Below are 22,778 nucleotides of genomic sequence, written 5' to 3' on the forward strand. Positions count from 1 at the left end.
GCCCCGCTCAGCCCGCGTCGACCTCCGACGTCCCGAGCCGGGCGTACACCTCGGGCCGCCGCGCCCGCAGCCGCAGCGCGATGGCGACGCCCGTCAGGAACACCACCGGCACGATCGCCACCAGCGGCCAGTTGACCTCCGGCCCGGCATTGGTGAACAGGTCGAGCCGCCACACCACCAGTGCCGTCGCCCCGCACAGCAGCACGGTGGCGGCGACCGGCGCCACGACCGTCCGGAACACCCCTGCGCTCGCGGCCGCCTCGCGATTGCGGCGGAAGAAGGCGTACACGGACAGCCCGGCGAGCGCCTGCAGCACCAGGATGCCGACCACGCCGGGGGAGTTCACCCAGAGGAAGAACTGGTTGTACGGGTCGGCCCCGATCAGCGCCGCCACCACGACGGCCGCCGCCGCCAGCACCGACTGCGCGATGCCGCCGATCCACGGGGAGCCGTGGTGGGGGTGGACCCGGCCGAGCGCGGCCGGGGCGGCCTGCTCGGTGGCGAGGGCGTAGCCGTAGCGGGTGATGGTGTTGTGGAAGGCGAGCAGCGCGGCGAGCAGGCTGGTCACGATCAGCACCCGCTGGAGGTCGGTGGCCCAGGCGCCGACGTAGTCGGTCATCGCGGTGAAGAACATCCCGGCCGGGTCGGCGGTGGCGGTCGCGACGGCCTCGGTGGCGCCGAAGGCCTGCACGATCATCCAGGTGATGAAGGTGTAGAAGAGGCCGAGGAAGGCGATCGCCGCGTAGGTGGCGCGCGGCACCGTCCGCCGTGGTTCGCGGGCCTCCTCGCGGTAGATGGCGGTGGCCTCGAAGCCGATGAACGCGGCGAAGGAGAGCCCGAGCACCCCGCCCATGCCCCCGGAGAACACGTTGTGCGGGGCGAACGAGGACAGGTCGAGCCCGTGCGCGCCGCCGCGCACCAGCACCGCCACGGCGAGCACGAGCAGGATGCCGGTCTCGGCGATCAGCAGCGCGCCGAGCACCTTGGCGCCGAGGTCTATCGAGCGGTAGCCGAGGAGCCAGACCACCGCGACGCCGAGCAGCGCCCAGACCGGCCAGGGCAGGTCCAGGCCGAGCAGGTCGGCGGCGGTGGTGTGGGCGAAGAAGCCGAAGGCGCCGTACATGCCGATCTGGATGGCGTTGTACGAGAGCACCGCGAGCAGCGCGGCGCCGAGTCCGGCGGGGCGGCCGAGGCCGCGGGTGACGTAGGCGTAGAACGCGCCGGCGTTGCGGATGTGCGCGGTCATGGTGGTGAAGCCGACCGCGAAGAGCGCCAGGATGACGCCGGTGGCCAGGTACGCGACGGGCGTGCCGATGCCGCCGAAGGCGATCGCGAACGGTGCCACGCCGGCCATCACGGTCAGCGGTGCGGCGGCGGCCACGACGAAGAAGACGATGTCGCCGGTGCCGAGCACGCCGCCTTCCAGGCGGGCGGGGCCGGTGGAGCCGGCGGCTGCGGTGCCGGGCCCGGTGGTGCCGGGCCCGGCGCTGGGTCCGGCGCGGCCGGTGTCGGGGCCGGTGCGGGGGGAGCCGGGTGCGGTCGGGGAGGCCGCGTCGGAGGGCAGGGTCATGGGGAGCTCTCCTGGGGTCGTACGGACGAGGGTAGAGCGGTCGGCCGCCGATCGGGTGCGGGCGGTCGACGGGGGAGCGGACGCCGTGGGGGGCGTTCCGGCGGGCGGGGTACGGGGGGATCCCGGGGGGTCAGTGCGTGCGGCGGCCGCCGAGCCAGGTCCCGGCCACCGGGACGGCGGCCAGCTCGGCGGCCGGCACCGCGTAGGGGTCGGCCGCCAGGTGCACCAGGTCGGCCCGCATCCCGGGGCGCAGCACGCCCCACTCCGTCTCCTCGAAGGCCTGGTGCGCGACGCCCGTCGAGTACGCCGCGAGTGCCTCGGTGAGGCCGATCCGCTCCTCGGGCAGCCAGCCGCCGGCCGGCAGGCCGTCCGGGGTCTGCCGGGTGACGGCGGTGGCGAGACCGGCCAGCGGCTCGTAACGGGTGACCGGCCAGTCGCTGCCGAAGGAGACCCGGGCGCCACCGCGCAGCAGGGCGGCGATCTGGTACTGCCGGGCGCCGCGCTCGGGGCCGAGCCGGGGGAGGGTGAGTTCGGTCATCAGCGGGTCGGTCTGGGCCCACAGCGGTTCGAAGTTGGCGATCACGCCGAGTTCGGCGAAGCGGGGCAGGTCGGCCGGGTCGACGAGCTGGACATGGGCGATCACCGGGCGGCGGGCGCGCAGGCCGTTGCGGCGGGTGGCGGCCTCGACGGCGTCCAGGGCGATCCGGACGCCGTGGTCGCCGATGGCGTGGATGTGCGGCTGGAAGCCGAGCGCGTCGACGGCGGTGACGGCGTCGGCCAGTTCGGCGCCGGTCCAGTTGGCGACGCCGTGGGAGTGCGGGCAGTCGCTGTAGGGCGCCAGCAGAGCGGCCGTCCCGGACTCGACGACGCCGTCGGCGAAGAACTTGACCGCCCGGGCGGTGAGCCGGCCGCGCCCGCCGGCCTCGACCCGCTCCCGGTCGGCGGCCAGGGCGGGGAGCCGTGCGCGCCAGCCGTCCGGTTCGAGCAGCAGTGCGAGCCCGGCCCGGACGGGCAGATCGTGCTCGGCGACGGCGGCGAGCCAGGTGTCGACCTGCGCGGGCTCGATCCAGGCGTCCTGGAGCCAGGTGAGCCCGGCGGCGGCGAGCGCGGCGGTGGTCTCGCGCAGGGCGACGACCTGCTCGGCGAGCGGGAGCGGCGGGACGAGCGCGAGGACGGGGTTGAGGGCGCCGAACTCGCGCAGGGTGCCGAGCGGGGCGCCGTCCGGGCGACGGACGATCTCGCCGCCCACGGGGTCGGGCGTGTCCGGCCCGTACCCGGCGCGGCGCAGCGCCTCGCTGTTGGCCCAGCCGGTGTGGTGGTCCATGGTGCGCAGCAGGACGGGCCGGTCGGGGACGGCGGCGTCGAGCAGCCGGGCGTCGAACAGGCCGCCCTCGGCGAGCCACGGGTCGACGGCGTCCCCGGTGATCCACTCGGCCTCGGGGTGCCGGGCGGCCCAGGTGCGGACGGCCTCGACGAGCTCCTCCAGGCTGGTGCAGTCGCGCACCGGCACGCCGCGCAGCCCGATGGCGCCGATCAGCGGGTGGAGGTGGCCGTCGCCGAAGGAGGGCAGTAGGGCGCCGCCCGCCAGGTCGACGGTCTCGGTGCGGTCGTCGCGCAGGGCGAGCGCCGCGTCGCCGAGGGCGGTGATCCGCCCGGCGGTGACGGCGAGGGCGTGGGTGGCGGGGTGGGCGGGGTCTCCGGTGTGGATCCGGCCGCCGGTGAAGATCGTGTCGGCACGCATGGGGGAGCGTCCTCTCCGGGTCGCGGCAGGCGACGAGGGCGACCTGCCTAAACCGAATGGGGTTCGGTTACCGTAGGCGCGGCACCGGCGGGTGCGGAAGAGTTTTATTGAAAGCCATTCAGTAACGCTTGGGTAACGATGATCTTGAGGGTTCTCCGGAAGGCTCCCTGAAGGGCTCCCCGAAAAACTCCCCGAAAGACGAGGAACCGGCATGGCCAGGCCGCGCACACCCCTGCTGGACCGGCAGCGCATCGTCGACACCGCGCTGCGGCTGGTCGACGAGTCGGGCGACCTCACCATCCCCGGCCTCGCCGGCGCCCTCAAGGTCAGCCCCTCCGCGCTCTACCACCACGTCGCCGGCCGGGCCGAGATCGTCGCCCTGATGCGTGCCGAACTCGTCCGCACCATCGGCGAGCAGTCGATGTGGGACCAGCCCTGGGACGCGGCGCTGCGCACCTGGGCGCACGCCTACCGGGACGCCTTCGCCGAACACCCCGGCATCGTCCGCCTGCTCGCCACCGCCCCGCTCGCCGAATCGTTCATGCACGAGTTGTACGAGCGTGCCGTCGCCACCCTGGAGGGTGCGGGCTTCGCCGCGCGGGACGTGATGGGCGTGATCACCGCCCTGGAGAGTTTCATCCTCGGTTCCGCCCTCGACCTGGTCGCCCCGGACGTCATGGTCGACGCCGTCGACCGTGACGCCACCCCGCGCCTGGCCGACGCCCTCGATGCCGTCCCCGCCGGCCGCGAACGCGCCGACCGGGCCTTCGAGCTGGGCCTCACCGCCCTGATCGCGGGTTACCGGGCGCTGCTGCCCTGACCGCCCTCCGTGCTGGAGCCGGGGCGCGCCGGGGTCGGGTCGCCGCAGTTCCGCCGGGTCCGGTCCCGTTCCTCCATCCGGTTTCTGAGCAGGCGTGATGACCTGCTAATGTTCTTCTCGTCGGGAGGGAAACAAACTCCCGAGCAGGCGTCAGCGGTGCTACCAGAGCACGTCCTACTTTCAGTAGGAAGAGTCCGTGCGACCCGGGCCTGGCGCTCCACCCGAAGGGGCTCGTTCCGTCCAGCGGAACGGGCCCCTTCGTCATGTCCGGGAGCTCCGGCGGCAGTCGGGCGGCGACCCGGTGGTGTAGACCTGTTTGCCCGGGCCCCTATCGCATGTCGGCGGTCGAAACCCTGCCGTGCGGCCGGTTCTCGGCCAAGCTCCCCTGCCAGGTGGTCGGCGGGTGGCGGTGGGCTGCGGTCCGCGACCGTCCCCGGGCCAGCGGGTTCGCCCGGCAGCGGCGGCTGACGCCTTGTCACACCTTGGCCGGAAGTGGACGCTGCTGATGTGAATATGCCATTGGAATGTTCGTCATATGGAATCCGGCAGTAGCCTTCCGTGTCGAGCCCGCCACTGCTGGTGGCGGCCCGGCCGTGCCGTGCTGCGCCCGGCTGCCCAGACCCCCTCGAAGGAGCCGGTGTGCCGGGTATCGACGAATGCCTCGCCGGAGCGATGTCGATCTCCGGGGCACGCTCCGCGAGCCTGGTCGACTGGAGCAGCGGACTCGCACTCGGCAGCCTCGGCGAGTGCCCGACCGGTGACCACGAGACCGCGGCCGCCGAGACAACCGACTTGGTACGGGCGGCCGTTGAGAGCCAGACCTTCACCGGGGCGGAGGACCGGCGGTCGCCGTTACAGGACGTCATCGTCACCGCCGGCCGCAGCTACCACCTCATCTGCTTCATCGACACCGTCTTCGACAGCCGCCTCGTCCTCCACCTCTGGCTCGACCGCGCCCAGGGCAACCTCGCCGCCGCCCGCTACCGCCTCCAGGCGCTCGCCGAGGAACTGGTGCTGGGGTGAGCGGGACGCCCACCGAGGCCATCGGGTTTCGGCCAGCACGCCGGACGGGCCGCCCCCGCCGCCCGCGCTCCACCGGGCGGTGGCCCCGATGAACGCCGCGCCCGCCGCCGTCCGCCCGCCCGCCACGCCGCAGACCCCCGGCGAGGCCCTCGGTCTGCTCGCGGCCCGCCGCGCCACCGGCGCCCTGTGCGGCCCGCTCGGCAACCTGCACCTCGTCGACGGCCAGGTGGCCCACGCCGACTCCCCGCGCGCGCCCGGCCTGGCCGAACTGCTCACCGGCTGCGGCCGGATCACCCCCGGGCAGTGGGCGGAGCTGCTCCGGCTCCACGGCCCGCGCGCCCGGGTCGGTGAGGCACTCGTCGAACGGCGGCTGCTCACCCGGGGCGAGCTCGAACTCGGCCACCTGGGCACGCTCTTCGACGCCGCGTTCTTCGTCCTCGCCGACCGGACCGGCGGCGTCTGGCGGTTCGAGCCCGACGCCCGGCACTGGCTGGGCCCGGTGGCCACGGTCGACCCCGGCCGGCTGCGCCGCGAGGTCGAGCGCCGGGGCCGGCTGCTGGAACGCATCTGGCCCTGGCCGCAGCTCGACACCGCGCCGGTCCGCCCGGTGGCGCCGGTCCCACGGCCGTCGCACCGCCCGCCCGGCCGCCGCCGGCGCGAACTGCTGGACCACGCCGACGGCCGAAGAACCCCGGCGGACCTGGCACGCCTGCTCGGCCGGTCCGGCTTCGGCGTCACGGCGGACGTCCGCCGCCTGGCCGCCGCCGGGCTGCTCGACGCCCCGCGGCACGCCGCACCGGCGGCCGCGTCGGCGGTGGCACCGAGCGCCGCGACACCTGGGGCATCTGGGGCACCCGCGGCACCTGGGGCACCTGGGGCGCCGAGGCCCGCGGCGCCCGTCGCGGAAGCCGAGGCGCCGGCCCCCGCCCGCCCGCCGGGAGGAGGCCTGCACCGCCGGGTCCCCGGCGCCACCCTCACCGGCGCCACGCCGTCCGGCCTCGTGGCCCCCACCCGCTCCGATCGCCCGCCCACCACGGCAGCGGCCCACCCGCCGCTGGCCGTCCCCGACCCGGACATCGCGCTGCTGACCCGGGTCCGAACCCTTCTGGAGGCCCGACTTTGAACCACTCTCCACCCGCGACCCCGCCGTCCCGGCCATGAGGCGGGTGCTCAAGCAGCGTGTCGGAAGGAGACAACTGATCGCCTTGGAGACCGAACTGCTCGCCGAGCTCCGCGCCGTCAAGCAGCGCGTCCCGCACCTCGCGGGTGGCCTGGTGGCCAGCGTGGACGGCCTGTTGGTCGCGCACGACACCCACGGGGCGGAACCCTCCGGCCTGGCCGCGATGACGGCGGCCTCGCTGTCGCTGGCCCAACGGCTCGCCGACACCACCGGCCAGGGCGAGTTCCGCGAGTCGCTGGTGCGCGGCGAGCACGGCTACGTCGCCACCTACGCGGCCGGGGGCAGCTGCGTACTGGCCCTGCTGGCGCACCCGGACGTCAACGTCGGCCGGCTGCACCTGGAGGCCCGCCGCTCGGCCCAGCGGATCGCCGGGCTGCTCAGCGACAGCCTCCTGCCGAAGGACCCCCGCGACCCGGCCTGACCGGCCTGACCGGCCAGGCCCCCGGCCCGACCGCACCTATCACCCCAGCACCCCACCATCGAAAGGGAGTTACCCAGATGACCGACGCAGCCGGCGCGCTCAAGCAGGCCATGACCAGCATCGAGGGCGCCATCGGCGCGGCACTCGTGGACTACAACAGCGGCATGGCGCTCGCCACCCTCGACGGCCCCGGCGGGCTGGACCTCAACGTGGCCGCGGCGGGGAACACCGACGTGGTCCGCGCCAAGATGCGCACCATGGACATGCTCGGCCTACAGGACGGGATCGAGGACATCCTGATCACTCTCAGCAGCCAGTACCACCTGATCCGGCCGCTCGCCGGCCGCACCGGCAAGGGCCTCTTCCTCTACCTGGCGCTGGACAAGGCGCGGGCCAACCTGGCGATGGCCCGCCACCAGCTCACCAGGATCGAGGCCGACCTGGAGGTCTGACAGGTCGGACAGCTCGGACAGGCCGGACAGGCCGGAGAGTCCGACCGACGACGCGTCGGCTCCGGCGTCGGCTCAGGCCGCGCCGGGCGCCGTCCACCGGACCTCGCCGCCCGGCAGCCCCGCGCACACCGCCCCCTCGGCGGTCTCCACGCTCCACGGCGCGAGCTGCGCGTGCGGCGGGACGGACAGCGCGCCGCCCTCCGCGAAGGCCAGCTCCAGGCCGCCGGCGAGGGTGATCTCGGCGGTGTCGACGGTCCGGCCGACGAGCGCGAGCAGGGTGCCGGTCGGACGGACGGTCAGCGCCGGAAAGTAGTGCTCGACCTCCGCTGGGGCGGTGAAGGAGGGCGCGGCGAGGCGGAACTCGTGCGCCACCCGGACGGTCACCGGTCCGTCGAGGGTGAGGTCCAGTCGGTCGCCGCCGCTGACCGATGCCACCCGGCGGCCGGCCAGCGCCTCCGTGATCCCGTGCTGCGTGATCCCGTTCTGCATGGCCCCAGTGTGACCCACCCGACCCGGCCCTGTCCGCCCCGCCCAACAGCCCCGCCCGACCGGCCCGCCTGACTTGCCCTCCTGAACCCGCTAGACCCGCCCGGCCCGCCCGCCGCTACCCGGCGGCGCGTCCGCGCACCAGCTCGGCCGGCCCTCCCGCCCGCTCCCGCGCGGCCAGCGCGGCGGCCGTCCGGGCCCAGGACGGGCCGGTCAGCAGCGCCCGTGCCTCGGCGGGGCCGCAGAGCCGCCACTCCACCAGCTCCTCCTCCGGCAGCGCGATCGAACCGAGCATCCGTTGCGTCACCGTGCCCCCGTCGAACACGGACACCAGCACGGCGGTGTCCCGCCCGGTGGCCGGGTCGGCCTCCGGGTCGGCGGCCGCCCCGGGCTGCCAGTCCAGCGCCAGCAGCCGCCCCGGTTCGACCTCCCAGCCGAGCTCCTCGCGGATCTCGCGCCGGACGGCCGCCCGGGGCAGTTCCCGGTCCGCCTCGATCCCGCCGCCCGGCAGCGTCCAGTACGGCACCCGGCCGCGCGGCCCGTCCCACGGCCGCAGCCGGACCAGCAGGACCCGCCCGGCGTCGTCGGTGAACAGGGCCCGGGCCTTGGCCCGGATCCGCGGGCGGGTGGCGATGTAGGTGGCCCGGTCCATCGGCGGCTCGTACCCGGGCCCGCCGGGGGCGGAGCCCAGGGCGGGCGCGTCGGCCAGCCCCGTGTACGCGGGCGGCGGTTCGTCCGCCGGCAGGTGGTCGAGGGTGTGCCCCACGGGCCTGCTGTCCTCCAGCTCCAGCGGACCGGCCGACCGTGGCGCCCGCAGGCAGGCCGTGACCCGGCGGGACAGCAGGGGCGGCAGCGCGTGGCCCGCCTGTTCCGGGGTCAGCCAGGCCCAGCCGCCGACCTCCGCCGCGTCCGGCCGGATCGCCGCGGCCTGTTCGGCGGTGAGCGGCTGCGCCCAGTACAGGTACGCGGCGATCGGCGGCCGGAAGTGGTCGAGCGTCCAGTCGACGCAGGCCAGCGGCCCCAGCCGGGGCGTGAACCCGAGTTCCTCCACCACCTCGCGCAGCGCGGTCTCCCGGGGCGAGCGGTCCTGCGGCTCCCACCCGCCGCCCGGGATCGCCACCGGATGCTTCCGGTCGTACGGCAACCGCACCACCAGCACCCGCCCCCGCTCGTCCGGGAACAGGACCCCCGCCGCCGCCAGCAACTCCCGCCCGCTCCCGGATGACGCGTCCACCGCTGCTCCCTCCGTCAGGCCCGGTTCGAAGGCCGTGTCCCCCCGACGACTCGGTGGACCCCTTTCATGGTTCCCCCCACGAGCCGTCCTAGCCGAGCCCGCGCCGCCTCACCCCAGTGATGCGAGGGCCTGGGCCGCCGCGCGGGCCATCTGCTCGTCGTGCCGCCCGCTGGACCCGCGCAGCCGGGCGAGGCCTTCGGCCGCCGCCAGGGCGAGCAGCCCGGGCAGCAGGTCGGTGCTGCGGGCGGCGACCCAGCGGGTGCCCTGGGTGGCCATCCACCACAGGTCGGCGGCCCGGCCGGGCGGAGCCTCGGCGGGGGTGTCGACGGGCGGCGGGCCGAGGGGGTGGCCGGCGGCGGCGAGCAGCTCGTGGAACCCGCGGGCGATCAGGTGGTGGCCCTCGGCGCTGGGGTGCAGCCGGTCGACGCTGAGCAGCCGGCGCTGCGCGCACCAGGGCAGCTCGGCGATGTGCAGGTGCACCGCCCGGTGCCGGGCGGCGAGGGCGTGCACGACGGTGTTGACGGCCTGCATCCGCCGCGCCAGCGGTCGGGCCAGCGGCGCGGGCAGGCGGAGCAGGGTGCCCGGATCGGGCAGGCAGGCGGTCAGCAGGACGGCGCCGTGGCTGGAGAGTTCGCCCAGGGTGGCGTCCAGCTCCAGGGTGGTGCGCCGGATGTCGAAGCCCGCCCGCAGGGTGTCGTTGCCGCCGACCACCACGGCCGCGAACCGCGGCCGCAGTGCCAGTGCGGCGGGGAGTTGACGATTCGTCAGATCAGCGGTCAGGGCGCCGCTGCACGCCAGGTTGGTGAACTCGACGCCGCCCTCGGGTGCCAGCGACCGGGCCAGGACGGCGGCCCAGCCGCGCCACCCCTCGCCGACCGGGTCCCCGACCCCTTCGGTCAGCGAGTCCCCGAGCGCGACGAACCGCACCGGCCCGCCGGTGGCCGGCCGGCCGTCCGCGGACCGGTCACGCCCGGTGCCGAGCACGCTCATCCCAACCCTCCTCCACCGCACCGGGGTTGCGTGCACCGGGGTTGCGCGTGCCGGGGTTGCGCGTGCCGGGGTTCCGCACGCCGTGGGCCGCGAGGAACGCGGCCACCGCGGCCGGCCAGCCGTACCGCTCGGCCTGGGCCCGGGCGCCGGCCCGCCGCGCCTGCTCCGGGCGTGCCAGCAACTCCCGTACCGCCGAGGCGAATCCGGCCCCGGTGTCGGCGGCGGCCACCCCGGCCAGGCCGATCAGTCCGGGCAGCGCGGAGGAGCGGCTGACCGCCACCGGAGTCCCGCAGGCCAGCGCCTCCAGCGCGGCGAGCCCGAAGGTCTCCACCGGCCCGGGCGCGAGCACCACGTCCGCGCAGCCCAGCAGCCTGGCCAGTTCCTCCCGCCGGCCCAGGTGCCCGAGGAAGCGCACCGGCAGCCGCAGCCGCTCCGCCCGGGCCGCCAGCCGGTCCCGCAGCGGTCCGGCCCCGGCCACCACCAGGACGGCCGGCAGCCCCCGGGCCCGCAGCGTGGCCAGCGCCTCGACCGCCCGCTCGGGCCGCTTCTCGGCCGAGAGCCGGGAGCAGAGCACCAGCAGCACGTCGCCCGGCCCGCAGTACCGCGCCCGCTCCCGGGCCCGCGCGGCCGGCGGCAGCGGGCGCATCGCGTCCAGGTCCACGCCGAGCGGGGCCCGGACCAGGTTGGGCACGCCGATCCGCCGGAACTCCGCCGCCGCCCAGTCGGTGGTGCAGAGCACCGCGTCGTACGTACGGGCCGTCGCCGCGTTGAGCCGGTCGGCGGCCGCGTCGGCGAGCGGGCGGGGCAGCCCCTGGGCGCGCAGCACCCCGACGGCGCTCTCGTGCGACACCATCACCGAGCGGACGCCGTGCCGCCGGGCCCAACTGCCGGTCCAGCGCAGCGTGGTGCGGTCGGACACCTCCAGCCGGTCGGGTTTCAGCCGGGTCAGTTCGGCGGCCACCGCCCGCCGGTCGGTGAGCACCCGGTAGCCGCCGCTGGCCGGCAGCACCGGTCCGGGCAGGGTGACCACCAGGCCCTGCTCGCCCTCCTCCTCGCTGCGCCGCTCCCCGGGTACGATCAGCACCGGCCGGTGCCCGGCGGCCAGGTAGCCGGCGCCGAGGTGGCGCAGCGCGGTGCGCAGGCCCCCGGAGACCGGGGTGACGAAGTTCGCGAGCCGCACGATGGTCAGCGGCTCGCGGTCGGCGGTGTCCGTCATGCCGGCAGCTCCTCCACGACGGCGACCGGCTCGACGACCGCCGGGGGAGCGGCAGGGGGAGCCGCCGGTGTGCCCCGGTGCTCGGCGAGGACCTCCGCGTAGTGCCGCAGCAGCAGGTCGCCGACCGCCTCCCAGGTCCGCGCGGTCACCTCGGCCCGTCCGGCGCGCCCGTACGCGGCCCGCCGCCCGGGGTCGGCGGCCAGTTCCGCCACCGCCCGGGCCACCGCGGCGCCGTCCCGGGGCGGCACCAGCAGGCCCGTCCGGTGGTGCGCGACCAGGTCCAGGGGGCCGCCGGCGGCCGGGCCGATCACCGGCACGCCGCTCGCCATCGCCTCCTGGATGGTCTGGCAGAAGGTCTCCAGCGGGCCGGTGTGCACGAACACGTCCAGGGTCGCGAAACAGCGGGCCAGTTCCTCGCCGGTCCGGCGGCCGAGGAACACCGCGCCGGGCATCGAGGCCCGCAGCCCGGGCCCGGACGGCCCGTCCCCGATCACCACCACCCGCACCCCGGGCAGGGCCGACGCGGCGGTCAGCAGGTCGACCCGCTTCTCGGGCGCCAGCCGCCCGACGTACCCGACCAGCACCTCGCCGCCCGGGGCGAGCGCCCGGTGCAGCGCCTCGTCCCGGTGCCGGGGGTGGAACCGCACCGAGTCCACCCCGCGCGGCCACAGCTGCACCCGGGGCACTCCGTGCGCGGTGAGGTCCTGGGCGGCGGGGGTGGACGGCGCCAGCGTCCGGGCCGCGGCCCGGTGCACGGCCCGGATCCGCCGCCAGGCGGCCGCCTCCCCGAGGCCCCGCCCGGCCCGGTAGGCGTGCGCGTACCCGGCGAGGTCGGTCTGGTAGACGGCCACGGCGGGGACACCGAGGCGGGCCGCGACCTGCATCCCGCGCGCGCCGAGCACGAACGGGCTGGCCAGGTGCACGATGTCCGGCCGGTGCCCGGCGACGGCGGCCGCCAACTGCCGGCTCGGCAGCGCGATCCGCACCTGCGGGTACCCGGGCAGCGGCACCGACGGAATGCGCACCACCGGCAGCTCCACCGCTTCGGAGCCGCCGAAGGTGTGCGGCGGGCACGCGGCGCCCCGTGCGGGTGCGGGGGTGACGACGAGTGGCTGGTGGCCCCGGCGGACCAGATGCTCGGCCGTCCGCAGCACGCTGTGGGCGACTCCGTTGACCTCGGGCGGAAAGGATTCGGTGACGATGACGACGCGCATGCCAGTGTTCTGTCCGCGCCCGGCGTGCACCCGGCCAAAGGGATCTGTCGTACAAGCGAACGCGGGTCGGCGATTTGCACCGCCGACCCGCGCCCGCACCGCGCCGCCTCAGTGCGACCCGGCCGCCTCCTTGAGCTCCGCGTACGGCGCGAGCTTGCGGAGCGACTCGATGCTCCTGAGGCACTCGTCCTTGCTCTCGTGCGGGTCCCCGGTGACGATGACCGTCCCGTTGCTCGCCTTGAGCCGGAAGCGGTGCATCCCGCTCTCGTCCTTGTACAGCTCGAACTTTCCAGCCATGCCTGTAACAGCCTTCCGTTCAGGTGACCCCCTCGCACCGCACCGTAGGTCCAGCCCGGTTGGTCCGCCCGCCGGCTGGGGCATCCGAGTCATCCGGCCCTGCCCACCTGGCCCGTTCGGGTCAGGCGGTGCTCGCGGGGGAGCTGTGGGCCTGCGGGCGGCTGGGCGTGGTGGCCCGGGAGCGCTCCTTGCGGAAGCCTCGTTTCACCGGCGGACCGGGGTGGTGCCGTTCATACCGAAGCGAGCGGAGCACTGCTCGCCGGATCGGTTGTTCGCGTTCCACACGCAGATCCACATCGTGTAGCCGATGTCCGGGACGAAGCTCGTCTTCGCGGCGCCCACGGAGGCGCGGAAGGTGTACGTGATGCCGTCGCTGCGGGCGAGCTCGGCGACGCAGGTCTGGATCAGGGAGGTGTTGAGCACGCCCGCGAGCGAGCCGGAGCCGTTGTCGTCCAGCCAGGCGGAACAGGCGGCGGTGGGGCCGAGCCAGTCGGTGTCCGCCTCGGAGCCCTTGACCTGTGCCGGGTCGTCGCTGCCGTTGATGCCGCGGATCGATGACGAGGTGGGGCTGGGGGCGGCCGTTGAGGGTGCGGCGGTGGCCGTGCTCGGCGGGGTGGCCGTTTCGCCAGGCGGGGTGGTCGGGGGCTGGGTAGCGGGTTTGGCGGCAGCGAAGGTCGAGGGCCGCAGGCTCGGGGAGGGTGCCCGCGTGGTGGCGGCCGGGGCGGTTGAAGGCGGGGGAGAGGGTTCGGCGGTGGCGGTGGCGGTGGCGGTGGCGGAGATCGAGGCGCTCGGGCTCGCGGAGGGTCCTTGCGTCGTCCCGGCCAAGGGTTCGACGGCGACCTGCACGCCGCCGGACTCCTGCGCGTCGTGGTGCTGCGGGGAGGTGGACGGGCTGAGGACGAACACCGCGACCGCGCCGAGGGCGGTCGCCGCGGCGACCGGCAGCAGGAACAGGTGCTTGCGCGGGCGGCGAGGTGATGCGAGGGGTGCGGGCCCGACGTCGGGGTTCGGGTCCGTGCTCGTATCCGGTGGCGGGACGGTCTCCAGCTTGCCGACCGGCGTTTCGGCGAACGCACGTCGAGCGCCGATGCGTGACATGACCTCGGGCGGCCAGGACGGGGGAGGGGCGAGCCGGTGCGTGCGCGTCGCCAGGACGATCTCGTCGGCGGTGGGGCGTGCTCCGGGGGCGGTGACGAGACAGGGCCCGAGGAGGGCGGCGAGGTCGGCGTCCACGGCGCGCAGCGGCTCCACGTCGGGGACGGCGCCGGGCGTGCGACCCGAGGCGGCGTAGAGCAGGAGCGCCGCGAGCGAGTAGACGTCCGCGGGCGCTGCCACGTCCTCCTCCCCGGTCTGCTGTTCCGGTGCCGAGAAGCCCTGCGTTCCGTAGCTGCCACCGCTCCTGGTGAGCCTCGCCTGGTCCGCGGCGCGCGCGATGCCGAAGTCGATCAGCTTCACGCCGTCGCGCACCAGCATGACGTTGGCGGGCTTGATGTCGCGGTGCGCGATCCGGGACGCGTGTACGGCCCGCAGTTGAGCGGCCGTTTCGGCCAGCAGTAGCCACAGCGCTTCGGCGGGCAGCGGGCCGTGCAGCCGGACCGCCTCGTCCACCGTGAGCCCGGGGACGTACTCGGTGGCGAACCACGGGCGTTCCGGAGTGGCGTCGCTCGCCAGCACCCGAGGTCCGACTCCGAGCGGCACACGGTAGAGGATGCCGACCTCTCGTTCGAAGCGCTCGCCGGGGACCAGCCGCGGCCGGACGAGCTTGACAGCGGCGTAGCCCCTGTCCGAGACCCCGAGGTAGACCTCGCCCATGCCGCCGGTACCGAGCAGGCCGATGATGCTGAAGCTGCCGATCTCCTGCGGATCGCCCGGACCGAGTGGTTCGGCGACCATGCCGTCGATCGCAGCAGCTCGCCGGCTGATCTCGCTCACGGCGGGCAGGCTATCGGGCAAGTCCACTCCGGACAAGCGGAGTTGGTGGTTCTGCAAGCTCGACACACCGCATGCCCGCAGGAGGACTGGTCCTCCCGGTGCGCTCATACACTGGCGCGACCCGAGGCGGAGGTATGTGAGATGGCGTACGAAAACTTCCCACCCCAGATGCTGCCGCCGGGCAGTCCTTCCGGCAGAGTGCCCTCGGCGCCACCCGGGACGATCTTCGTGCTCGGCCCGGAGGGTGGGTACGCCGTGCCGCCGCGCCGGTACACCTTGCTGTTCGGGCGCGACCGCGAGGACGTGCACGTACCGGTCGGTGTCGACGACCCGACCGTCAGCCGTCGGCACGGCGTCTTCACCTGCGCCGGCACGGACGGCGACTGGTGGCTGGTCAACACCGGCAATCTGCCGATCGAACTGCCCGACGGCGTGCTGATGCTCACCAGCCACAAGCGGATCATCGGGCCCGGGTACACCCCGCTGGTGATCAACTCGTCCAAGCGGCGGTCCCACCTGGTGGAGGTCCGCGTCATGGACGGGGACGACCTGCACCCCCGTTCCACGAGCGGCGCCGATACCGCGGCCCCCGAGACGGTCTACCTGCTCTCCCTCCAGGAGCGGCTGGTGCTCACCGCGCTCGCCCGGCGCTACCTGGAGGGCCAGGACGCCTTCCCGCTCCCGTCGGCCTGGGAGGAGACCGCCCGGCTGGTCAACGCCTCGCCCCACGTGACCAAGTTCTGGACCCACAAGTCGGTCGCCAACACGGTCGAGGACGTGCGCGAACGGCTGCGCCGACGGGGCGTGCGCGGACTGACGCGCGACGAGGTCGGCGAGCCGGTCGGCTCGACGCTCAGCGTCAACCTGATCAGGGAACTGCTGAAGACGGCGACGCTGAACGCCCAGGACCTGGAGTTGCTGGCCGATCGGGGCTGACGCGTTTCTCAGGCCTCCGTCTCGGGCGCGGCTTCGGCGTTGTGGTTGTAGGTGACGTGCATGGTGCCGTGTTCCACGGCGAAGACGGCTGCCTGGTCCTCGGCCGAGTTCTGCTGGCGCGGCTGGGGCTGCGGCTGCTCGGGGTGATGCTTCGTGTTCGTCACGTGGTTGTTGTCGCCCACGATGAAGGTGCCGGAGACGTCTCCGGCGTGGATGGTGCCGGGGGTGGATTCCGCAGGCATGGTCGGCCTTTCTCGGTTGGTCTTGTGGAGGTCAGCCTCTGCAGTGGGTTTTCAGGCTGTCTATGGCCGAGTTGAGCGCCGAGGTAGGACTTGCTGTGTGGATGCTGGAGCCGCCCGGATGGTTCCTGAACGACTGGTATTGGCTCTCGATCTGCTGGAGGGGAGCCAGCATGTTCTTGAGGTCGGATGCCACGGATCTGTCCCGCGCTTTCGATGCGGCTCCCTGTGCTGTGCGCTCGGTGGAGCGCAGGTCGTTGAGGACGGTGGCGATGTTGGATTTCATCGTGCTGTCGTCAGGAACTGTGGAGGTCCGCCCCGAGTTGTAGATGCCCACAGCGTTGTTGTAGGAGCCGATCGCGCTGTCTACGGTGTCGGCGTCGGTGTTGTACTGCTGGATCTCTCGTCCCAGGTCCGGGACCACCGTTGCGCACACGGGATCGACGGGGTCCGGTGTGACGACGGGGGCAGGGACAGGCGGCTCGGGGGTGTAGACCGGCGGCTTGGGGGTGTAGATCGGCCGTGTCGGGAGCGGTGGGTAGGTGACCTGGGCCGGCTTAGCCAGGTTCGACTGGTTCTGGGTGTAGACCATGGCGCCCACACCGAGTACGGCTGAGGCGCCGACCACGCAGGCGACGGCGAGGGCTGCTCCGCCCTTGGCGGCCGCTGCGCCGGCGGTGGTGACCGCGTGGCCCGTGCTGGACGTGGTGGTGGCGCTCGCGGTGTGCGGATGGTGCGCCCCCGAGAGGTCGATTCGGTGCGGCGCCGCCTGCGAGGGGGAGTGTGCGCCGGCCACATGGCCCCCGGCCGGGGGCTGTTGGGCGGACTGGGACAGGTCGATCACGTGCGGTGTACCCGGCGGGTGCACGGGCGCCGGAGCGCCGGAGGCGGGGACGGGGTGGGTGACGGCCGGTGGTTGGACGACGGGGTGGGTGACCGTCGGTGGTTGGACGACCGGCTGGACGACGGGGTGGGTGACCGTCGGTGGGCTGACCACCGGGTGCGTGATCAGCGGGGACTGGCCGATGGCGTGTGCCGTGGTGGCCGGGTCGATCGGCGGCACGGCGGTGATCGTCGTCGTGGCGGCCTGGTGGGCCACCGAGTGCGCTTGCAGGGCGGCGAGTTCCTGCCAGAGCGCCCCCGCCTCCAGCACCAGGGTCGTCGTCAGTGCCGCCCGGCCGATCGCCTTGCGGCGGGTGCGCGCCTCTCCCAGGAAGAACTCCTCGCCCGCGCGGTCTCCCGCGCTCTTCGCGGCGGCCCAGCCGGCTCCGAGGAGGCTGCCCCACGCGTCGAACTGCCGGGAGAGCGCCAGTTTCGGCGAGGCGGCACGGGCCAACTCCACGCCGAGCTGCGCCTGTCCGCTCCGCTCCGCTCCCAGCACCGCGACGTCCAGGGCCTGGAAGTGGGCCGCGACCTCGTCCGGGGTGGTCTCCCGCGACTGGACCCACGCGGTGAGCGCCCGGCAGAGCGGCGCGGCGGGGTACTGCGTCATCCGGCTCTTGAGCACGCACTCGGCGACGTCCGGCGGACACCCGTAGCCGGTTTCCGAGGCGACCAGCAGGCCGTGCCGCACCAGCCCGCTGGCGAGCGCGTCGCTGTCCGTCCGGCTGAGCAGGGCGTTGAGCTGCCGGGCGGCCAACTCGGCGCCGGAGAGCGAGCCGAGCAGGTACAGCAGGTCCCGCTCCTCCGGCCGGAGCCTGTTGAGCAGCGCGGGAAGGAGCGCGGGGAGATCGGCGATGCCCGGCAGGCCCTTGCCGGTCGCGGCCGACAGGGCGATGCGCCGCAGTCGGAGCGGATTGCCGTGCAGGGCGTCGCACAGCGCCGTCACGGTCCGCGCTTCGTCGGGCCGCAGCGCGCGGGCCAGGACCGTCTGGACCAGGACCACCCCTGCCGGGGCCGCCAGTCCGTCGAGCCGGATCGGGTGGACGCCGGTGACCGACGACCGGCGTTGCGAGGTGAAGACGAACGTGGAGTGCTCGGCCAGGTCGAAGAGCCGGTGCAGGTCCTTCTCGTCGAGTCCCGCGTCGTCCAGGTAGATCCGCAGCCGCAGGGTCTTCAGGTGCTCCTTCAGCACCTCCAGCGACGGCTTGTAGTTCGGTGCGTCGAAGCTGATGTCGAAGATCGCCTGCGCGAGGTCGTCGGCCGTCCGTCCGCCGGCTTCGATGTAGGCCGCGCCCTCGGGCCCGCGCGGCAGGGTGCGGGCGAGGTGGCGCAGCAGGGCACTCTTGCCGACCCCGGAGGTGCCCCAGACCTGCACCAACTGGCGTGCTCCGATGGCCTGTTGCAGCGCCTGGAGCTCCCGTTCCCGGCCGATCAGCGGATCGGCGGCGGAACGCGGCAGGTGGGAGATCGGCTGACGTTTGACCGGGTTGGGCGGAGGCCCCGCGTTCACGGTGATGGCCGAACCGTGTCCGGTGGTGATGTTGAGGTTGGTCACGGTGTTCCGGTTGCCGACGATCATCGTTCCGGACACGTCGCCCGCCCGGATTCGCGTGGAACCGTCCGGAGCACCGTTGTTCTCTGGCATCTGTTTCTCCGGTCCTCTCCAACGCTCGGGTTCCGGCACTCGGTCATGCTGGCGCCGACCCGTCGTCGGAACCCGGCGCTTTTACCTGTTTGGTGAGATCGCCCGTGAACCGGCCGGTTCGGCCGCGGCGGCGATCCGGGCGAGGTGGTCCAGGTCGAGGATCGTGATCCTGCGGTAGCCCGTGACGACCGCGCCCGACTCCCGCAGGGCCCGCAGGGCCTTGTGGATCGACGACTCCGCGGCGCCGACCAGCGTGGCCATCTCCGGCTGCGACAGCGGGAGATGGGCTTCGTTGCGGCCGGGGCGCCCGTAGGTGACGGCGAGGTGGTGCAGGATCCTGGCCAGCCGCCCGAGCACGTCGCAACCGGTGAAGTCGACGATCCGGCTGGTCGCCGTGCGCAGCTTGGCCACCACGCTCGCGTTGAGTGCGAGCCCGATGGCGGGGTGCTGCTTCGTGCACGCCAGCAGTTCGGTGGGCAGGATGTAGCGGGCCAGCACCCGGCCGCAGGCGGTCACGGTGCCGATGCGCGGCTGACCGTCGATCCCGGCGAACTCCCCGACGAGGTCCCCGGCCATCCGCACGGCCAGCAGTGCGTCCCGACCGTCCTGTGCGTGCGCGGTGACCTTCACCGTGCCGCCGATCAGGAGCAGCGAGAAGTCCGAGGTGTCGGCCTCGCGGATGGTGATCTGACCGGCCGGGTAGGCCACGCCGTGGCCGAGCTCCAGCAGGACTCGGCGATCGGCCTCGCCGACCCGGCCGAGCAGCCCGGTCGTCGGCCAGTAGGCCCCGGCCCCGCGCATCCGTGTGTTGCTCATCGGTCACTCCTCCTCCTCGTCCGGCCGAAGCCGGACAAGCCGTATTAGTAGCCGGTTTACCCGAGGACCCCTCCTCTACGTTCTGGTTAACCATCGTGTCGGCACCGGGAATTCGGTGCCGACGGCAGTTCGATCCTCGAACCGCCGGCCCTCGTCGTGATCGCGGAGGGAATGTGAATCCGAGGTACGAGTACCGAGCTCTGCTGGCGTGCGACATCGCGGGTTCCGCGGGCCGCGGTCAGCAGCGGCTGCAGGAGATCCGCGGCGTGCTGCGGTCCGCGCTGTTCGGCGCCCTCGGCGTCGCGGAGCTGGACCGGCGGGACTTCGCGTACGTGGACACCGGCGACGGCTGCCGGCTCGTCGCCCCGGCCGGGTTGCCCAAGGCCGGACTGCTGGTCCCGCTGCTGCCGGAGCTGGGCGCGCGGATCCGCGAGCACAACCGGCACGCCGGCCCGGACACCCGGCTGCGGGTACGGGCCGCCGCGCACGCGGGGGAGGTCCGGCCCGATCCGGACGGCACGGTCTCCGGCACCCCGTTCGAGGCGCTCGCCCGGCTGCTCGACTCGCCCCCGCTGCGGCATGCGCTCCTGGACGGTCCGGACGGCACCCCGGTGGCCGCGGTGCTGTCGCAGCACTACTACGAGGAGACGGTCGGGCACGGCTACGAGGGGCTCGAAGCTGGTGCCTTCACCGCGGCCGAGGTCCGGGTCAAGGAGTACGCCGCACGGGCCTGGCTCTGGTATCCGGGCAGCCCGGTCGGGCCGCACGGCGGTCCCGGCCCGGAATCCGGCTCCCGCGAGCGGCCTGCGGAAGCCGAGCCGCGGGCCGTGGAGCAACTCGTCCAAGCCACGGGGAAGGGCACGGTCTTCGCCGTCGGCCGAGGTGGCCAGCACATCCACTACAACGAAGGGGGCTGAAGCGCCGATGAACCAGGAACTCGCCGAGCTGGCCGCGAGCGGAGCCACCGCTCTGGTGTCCGCGATGGGCACCGATCTGTGGAACGAGGCGAGGCGACTGATGAGCGGCGTCATCGCCCGGGCCCACGGCAGCCGCCGCAGGGAACTGTCCGTCGCGCTGGAGCGGGGGTCGACCGCCACGAGGGGAGCGGTCGACGCCGCGGCCGTGGACTTCTGGACCGAGGCCCTGCTCCAGTTGCTCGACCGGGACCCGGCTCTCGCCCAGGACGTCATAGCTCTGGCGACGCTGCGGACCGCGCAACGGCCGGACGTCGTGGTCCAGGTCAACTCCGCCACCGGTTCCGGTGAGGTGTTCGCGGTGCAGCACGGTGACCAGCACTTCGCCTCCGGGCCGAGGTCCCGCGATCGTGAGGAGCGGCCGTGAGCGGGGGCGACGGCCGGCGGGACGGTCTGACGGACGGCTGGGTGCGGGCGGGGCTGCTCGCAGCCGTCGTCATCGGGGCCTTCGCCGAGGTCGGCACGCCGCACCGGCACTACGGCTGGCTGGTGAACGCGTTCGCCCTCGCGGCGGTGGGTGTCGTCGGCGCGGCGGCCGCGCTGGGGTCCGAGGCCGCCGCGCCGCCCGCCCGGCAGCGGGACCGGCCCGAACGGGGGCCCCGGCCCGACGCGACGGCGCCGGTCTGCCGCTTCGTCGCGGCACCGGCGGTGTCGACGGCCCAGCCCGGCAGGCCCCGGCCGTTCCTGCGCGAGAGGCCGACCGATCTGAGCGTGCCCCGCTTCGGCGAGGGTGCGCGGGCACAGGGCTACCCCTGGCTGCTGCCGGAGCGCACGGTGCAGAACGGCATCGCCGCCGACGAAGCCAGGGTCGGTGCCCTCACCATCCGCGCCGCCTCGGTCGTCGGGCCCGGCCACCGCTGCGGCCAGCCCGCCGAGCCGCGACAGGACTCCTACCGGATCGGGCGGAGCCCGGACAGCCGGTACGCGATCGTGGCCGTGGCCGACGGCCTGTCCAGCGCGGCCTGGTCCGACATCGGGGCCACCGCGGCCTCCAGCCAGGCCGTCACCCTGCTGCGCGAGCAGATCGAGGCGGTCGGCTTCGACCGGCTCGACGTCAAGGCGCTGTACGGGCGGGTCGCGGAATCGATCGCCGCGCACGCGGCCGGACGCGGCGTCGGCACCTCGCACCTGGCGACCGTGCTGATCACCGCGGTGATCGCCGAGCCGGACGCGAACGGCGTGGCGCGGGCATGGGTCGGCTGGCTCGGTGACAGTTCGGCCTGGACACTCGACCCGCGCGTCCCGCTGTGGCAGTTCTCCGCCGGCGAAGCCAAGGACCGCGCGGCCGCGGTGGTCTCGAACGAGGTCGCCGGCCGACTGCCGGACACGCCGCACCTGGCCGTGGACGGTTACGTCACCCTGGCGGCCGGTGCCGCCCTCGCCCTGGTCACGGACGGGATCGGCGACGCGTGGGCGGACCGGGCGGGCAACGTCAACGAGTACTTCGCGAACGCCTGGCGCTCGCCGGTCCCGGCCACCCGGTTCACCGCCGACGTCGGCTTCGACGCACCGCAGTGCCTCGACGACCGCACCGCCGTCGTGGTGTGGAACGGCAGCGGGACATGACCGACTCCGATCCCGTCGCCGGCGGCGGCGCCCCGGCGGTGGACCCGCGGGGCTGGGCGTTGCCGAGGACCGTGGGCCTCGGCGATCTCGGACCGCTCGCCGAGCCGATCTCCGAACACAACGGCCAGGCCGTCGCCGTACGGCCGCTGACGGACCATCCGGGCTGGCTGGCCAAGCTCTACCGGCCCGGCCCGCACCAGGAGGACGGCCACCGGATCGACCTGCTGATCTCGGCTCCGGACACGCTGCCGGAGGCGGAGCGGGCGAGCCTGTACGCCGGGACGTGCTGGCCCGCGGCCCGGATCCGCGAGCCGGGGAACCCGGCCGTCGGGTGCGTGATCCCGATGGCGCCCGAGCAGTACCGTTCCGAGCTGCGGCGCGGCAAGTTCAGCGAGCGCCGGTTCCTGGAGATCGACTGGCTGGCGAAGTCCGACGAGTCGATCCGGCGCGTCGGCCTGCCGTGCCCCGGCTTCGAGGGCCGACTGGCTGCCTGCCGCCGGCTGACGGAACTCGCCGCGATCCTGGAGGGCCTGGGCCTGGTCTACTCGGACTGGTCGTTCTCCAACGCCTTCTGGAGCCCGGAGGGGCGTTCCGTCTACCTGATCGACGTCGACGGCTGCCAGCCGAAGAAGATGCCCGACATCCACCAGCCGAACTGGGCCGACCCGCTCACGCCGCCGGGCTCCGACGCGGACCAGTACACCGACCGCTACCGGCTCGCCCTGCTCGTCGCCAAGTGCATGACCGGCCGGCGCGACGCGAGCACCTTCCACGGCGTCGCCGCGTCCCACTGGCTGAACCAGCCCGCCGTCTCCGAGGTCCTGCTGGACATGCTGCTCGCGACCGACCGGGAGCGACGGCCCGCGGCCGCCCAGTTGAACCAGGCGCTGAACAACGGGCCCTACCTCAGGGCCGTGCCGCGTCCGACACGTACGCCGCTGCCCCAACTGCCCCCGAAGCAGCCGACGGTGGTGCTTCCGCAGCCCGTGCCGCACACGACCCCGAAGCCCCCCGCCGTCGCCCGCATCAGCACGGTCGAGGAGCAGCAGAAGCCCGAGACCGGCTCGTCCACCAAGTGGATCTGGGTGCTCGCCTTCGTCGTGATCCTGGTCATCGTCATCGTCATCGCCTCCAACCACTAGCT

At 74.3% G+C, this 22,778-nt stretch carries 22 protein-coding genes; 10 read left to right on the forward strand and 12 right to left on the reverse strand.

What is annotated here, in order from left to right:
• Positions 1-7: 7 nt before the first annotated feature.
• Positions 8-1,570, reverse strand: coding sequence for an APC family permease (locus ACFVX9_RS12860; protein WP_387981576.1), 1,563 nt, complete (start codon positions 1,568-1,570; stop codon positions 8-10).
• A 130-nt stretch (positions 1,571-1,700) separates the two neighbouring features.
• A complete protein-coding gene (locus tag ACFVX9_RS12865) occupies positions 1,701-3,311 on the reverse strand; it encodes an amidohydrolase (RefSeq protein ID WP_387981578.1) in 1,611 nt (536 codons plus the stop codon).
• Between the two features lie 211 nt (positions 3,312-3,522).
• Here ACFVX9_RS12865 and ACFVX9_RS12870 point away from each other — a divergent pair, with 211 nt between their 5' ends.
• The 5 genes from ACFVX9_RS12870 (at position 3,523) to ACFVX9_RS12890 (ending at position 7,207) form a co-directional block, all read left to right on the forward strand.
• Positions 3,523-4,131, forward strand: a complete 609-nt coding sequence (locus ACFVX9_RS12870; RefSeq protein ID WP_363370975.1) for a TetR/AcrR family transcriptional regulator C-terminal domain-containing protein — start codon at positions 3,523-3,525, stop codon at positions 4,129-4,131.
• Between the two features lie 639 nt (positions 4,132-4,770).
• Positions 4,771-5,154, forward strand: a complete 384-nt coding sequence (locus ACFVX9_RS12875) for a hypothetical protein (protein WP_063350270.1) — start codon at positions 4,771-4,773, stop codon at positions 5,152-5,154.
• An 88-nt stretch (positions 5,155-5,242) separates the two neighbouring features.
• A complete protein-coding gene (locus ACFVX9_RS12880) occupies positions 5,243-6,277 on the forward strand; it encodes a hypothetical protein (protein ID WP_380424856.1) in 1,035 nt (344 codons plus the stop codon).
• A gap of 82 nt (positions 6,278-6,359) precedes the next feature.
• Positions 6,360-6,755 carry a roadblock/LC7 domain-containing protein gene (locus ACFVX9_RS12885; protein ID WP_350879110.1) on the forward strand — a complete coding sequence of 132 codons (396 nt, stop codon included), beginning with the start codon at positions 6,360-6,362 and terminating at the stop codon, positions 6,753-6,755.
• A 77-nt stretch (positions 6,756-6,832) separates the two neighbouring features.
• Complete coding sequence (locus ACFVX9_RS12890) at positions 6,833-7,207, forward strand: hypothetical protein (RefSeq protein ID WP_063350272.1); 375 nt, start codon at positions 6,833-6,835, stop codon at positions 7,205-7,207.
• A gap of 72 nt (positions 7,208-7,279) precedes the next feature.
• On the opposite strand, the gene ACFVX9_RS12895 is transcribed toward ACFVX9_RS12890, so the two are convergent.
• From ACFVX9_RS12895 to ACFVX9_RS12925, 7 genes are all read right to left on the reverse strand, one after another.
• Positions 7,280-7,696 (reverse strand): DUF6188 family protein, encoded by a 417-nt coding sequence (locus tag ACFVX9_RS12895; RefSeq protein ID WP_063350273.1) that lies wholly within the window; start codon positions 7,694-7,696, stop codon positions 7,280-7,282.
• A gap of 115 nt (positions 7,697-7,811) precedes the next feature.
• The gene (locus ACFVX9_RS12900; RefSeq protein WP_387981580.1) at positions 7,812-8,927 is read right to left on the reverse strand and encodes an NUDIX domain-containing protein; all 1,116 of its coding nucleotides are present in this window, start codon (positions 8,925-8,927) and stop codon (positions 7,812-7,814) included.
• Between the two features lie 108 nt (positions 8,928-9,035).
• Positions 9,036-9,917, reverse strand: a complete 882-nt coding sequence (locus tag ACFVX9_RS12905) for an SGNH/GDSL hydrolase family protein (RefSeq protein ID WP_380372172.1) — start codon at positions 9,915-9,917, stop codon at positions 9,036-9,038.
• Positions 9,892-11,133, reverse strand: coding sequence for a glycosyltransferase (locus ACFVX9_RS12910; protein ID WP_380486974.1), 1,242 nt, complete (start codon positions 11,131-11,133; stop codon positions 9,892-9,894). Before ACFVX9_RS12910 ends, ACFVX9_RS12905 begins: the two co-directional genes overlap by 26 nt.
• Positions 11,130-12,347: a glycosyltransferase family 4 protein gene (locus tag ACFVX9_RS12915; protein ID WP_380372178.1), complete on the reverse strand. Its 1,218-nt coding sequence runs from the start codon at positions 12,345-12,347 to the stop codon at positions 11,130-11,132. The genes ACFVX9_RS12910 and ACFVX9_RS12915 overlap by 4 nt, the downstream gene beginning before the upstream one ends.
• A gap of 108 nt (positions 12,348-12,455) precedes the next feature.
• On the reverse strand, positions 12,456-12,644 hold the full coding sequence (locus tag ACFVX9_RS12920; protein WP_063350276.1) for a DUF1508 domain-containing protein: 189 nt from the start codon (positions 12,642-12,644) through the stop codon (positions 12,456-12,458).
• Positions 12,645-12,848: 204 nt separating this feature from the next.
• Positions 12,849-14,576 carry a serine/threonine-protein kinase gene (locus ACFVX9_RS12925; protein ID WP_387981583.1) on the reverse strand — a complete coding sequence of 576 codons (1,728 nt, stop codon included), beginning with the start codon at positions 14,574-14,576 and terminating at the stop codon, positions 12,849-12,851.
• Between the two features lie 141 nt (positions 14,577-14,717).
• Between ACFVX9_RS12925 and ACFVX9_RS12930 the strand changes: the two genes are divergently transcribed.
• Positions 14,718-15,512, forward strand: coding sequence for an FHA domain-containing protein (locus tag ACFVX9_RS12930; protein WP_380486970.1), 795 nt, complete (start codon positions 14,718-14,720; stop codon positions 15,510-15,512).
• 8 nt (positions 15,513-15,520) lie between these two features.
• Here the strand turns inward: ACFVX9_RS12930 and ACFVX9_RS12935 are convergent, their stop codons facing one another.
• The 3 genes from ACFVX9_RS12935 to ACFVX9_RS12945 form a co-directional block, all read right to left on the reverse strand.
• Positions 15,521-15,754: a hypothetical protein gene (locus tag ACFVX9_RS12935; protein ID WP_387981584.1), complete on the reverse strand. Its 234-nt coding sequence runs from the start codon at positions 15,752-15,754 to the stop codon at positions 15,521-15,523.
• Positions 15,755-15,785: 31 nt separating this feature from the next.
• Complete coding sequence (locus ACFVX9_RS12940; RefSeq protein ID WP_387981586.1) at positions 15,786-18,278, reverse strand: hypothetical protein; 2,493 nt, start codon at positions 18,276-18,278, stop codon at positions 15,786-15,788.
• 81 nt (positions 18,279-18,359) lie between these two features.
• Complete coding sequence (locus ACFVX9_RS12945; RefSeq protein ID WP_063350279.1) at positions 18,360-19,094, reverse strand: Crp/Fnr family transcriptional regulator; 735 nt, start codon at positions 19,092-19,094, stop codon at positions 18,360-18,362.
• A gap of 173 nt (positions 19,095-19,267) precedes the next feature.
• Here ACFVX9_RS12945 and ACFVX9_RS12950 point away from each other — a divergent pair, with 173 nt between their 5' ends.
• The 4 genes from ACFVX9_RS12950 to ACFVX9_RS12965 are packed head-to-tail and all read left to right on the forward strand — an operon-like array spanning position 19,268 to position 22,776.
• The gene (locus tag ACFVX9_RS12950) at positions 19,268-20,011 is read left to right on the forward strand and encodes a hypothetical protein (protein ID WP_387981588.1); all 744 of its coding nucleotides are present in this window, start codon (positions 19,268-19,270) and stop codon (positions 20,009-20,011) included.
• 7 nt (positions 20,012-20,018) lie between these two features.
• Complete coding sequence (locus tag ACFVX9_RS12955) at positions 20,019-20,435, forward strand: hypothetical protein (RefSeq protein ID WP_380431148.1); 417 nt, start codon at positions 20,019-20,021, stop codon at positions 20,433-20,435.
• Positions 20,432-21,634, forward strand: coding sequence for a protein phosphatase 2C domain-containing protein (locus ACFVX9_RS12960; protein ID WP_387981589.1), 1,203 nt, complete (start codon positions 20,432-20,434; stop codon positions 21,632-21,634). Before ACFVX9_RS12955 ends, ACFVX9_RS12960 begins: the two co-directional genes overlap by 4 nt.
• The gene (locus ACFVX9_RS12965) at positions 21,631-22,776 is read left to right on the forward strand and encodes a hypothetical protein (RefSeq protein ID WP_387981591.1); all 1,146 of its coding nucleotides are present in this window, start codon (positions 21,631-21,633) and stop codon (positions 22,774-22,776) included. Before ACFVX9_RS12960 ends, ACFVX9_RS12965 begins: the two co-directional genes overlap by 4 nt.
• The last annotated feature ends 2 nt before the right edge of the window (positions 22,777-22,778 follow it).

The sequence above is a fragment of the Kitasatospora sp. NPDC058243 genome, from assembly GCF_042882025.1.
In the GTDB taxonomy this organism is placed as follows: Bacteria; Actinomycetota; Actinomycetes; order Streptomycetales; family Streptomycetaceae; genus Kitasatospora.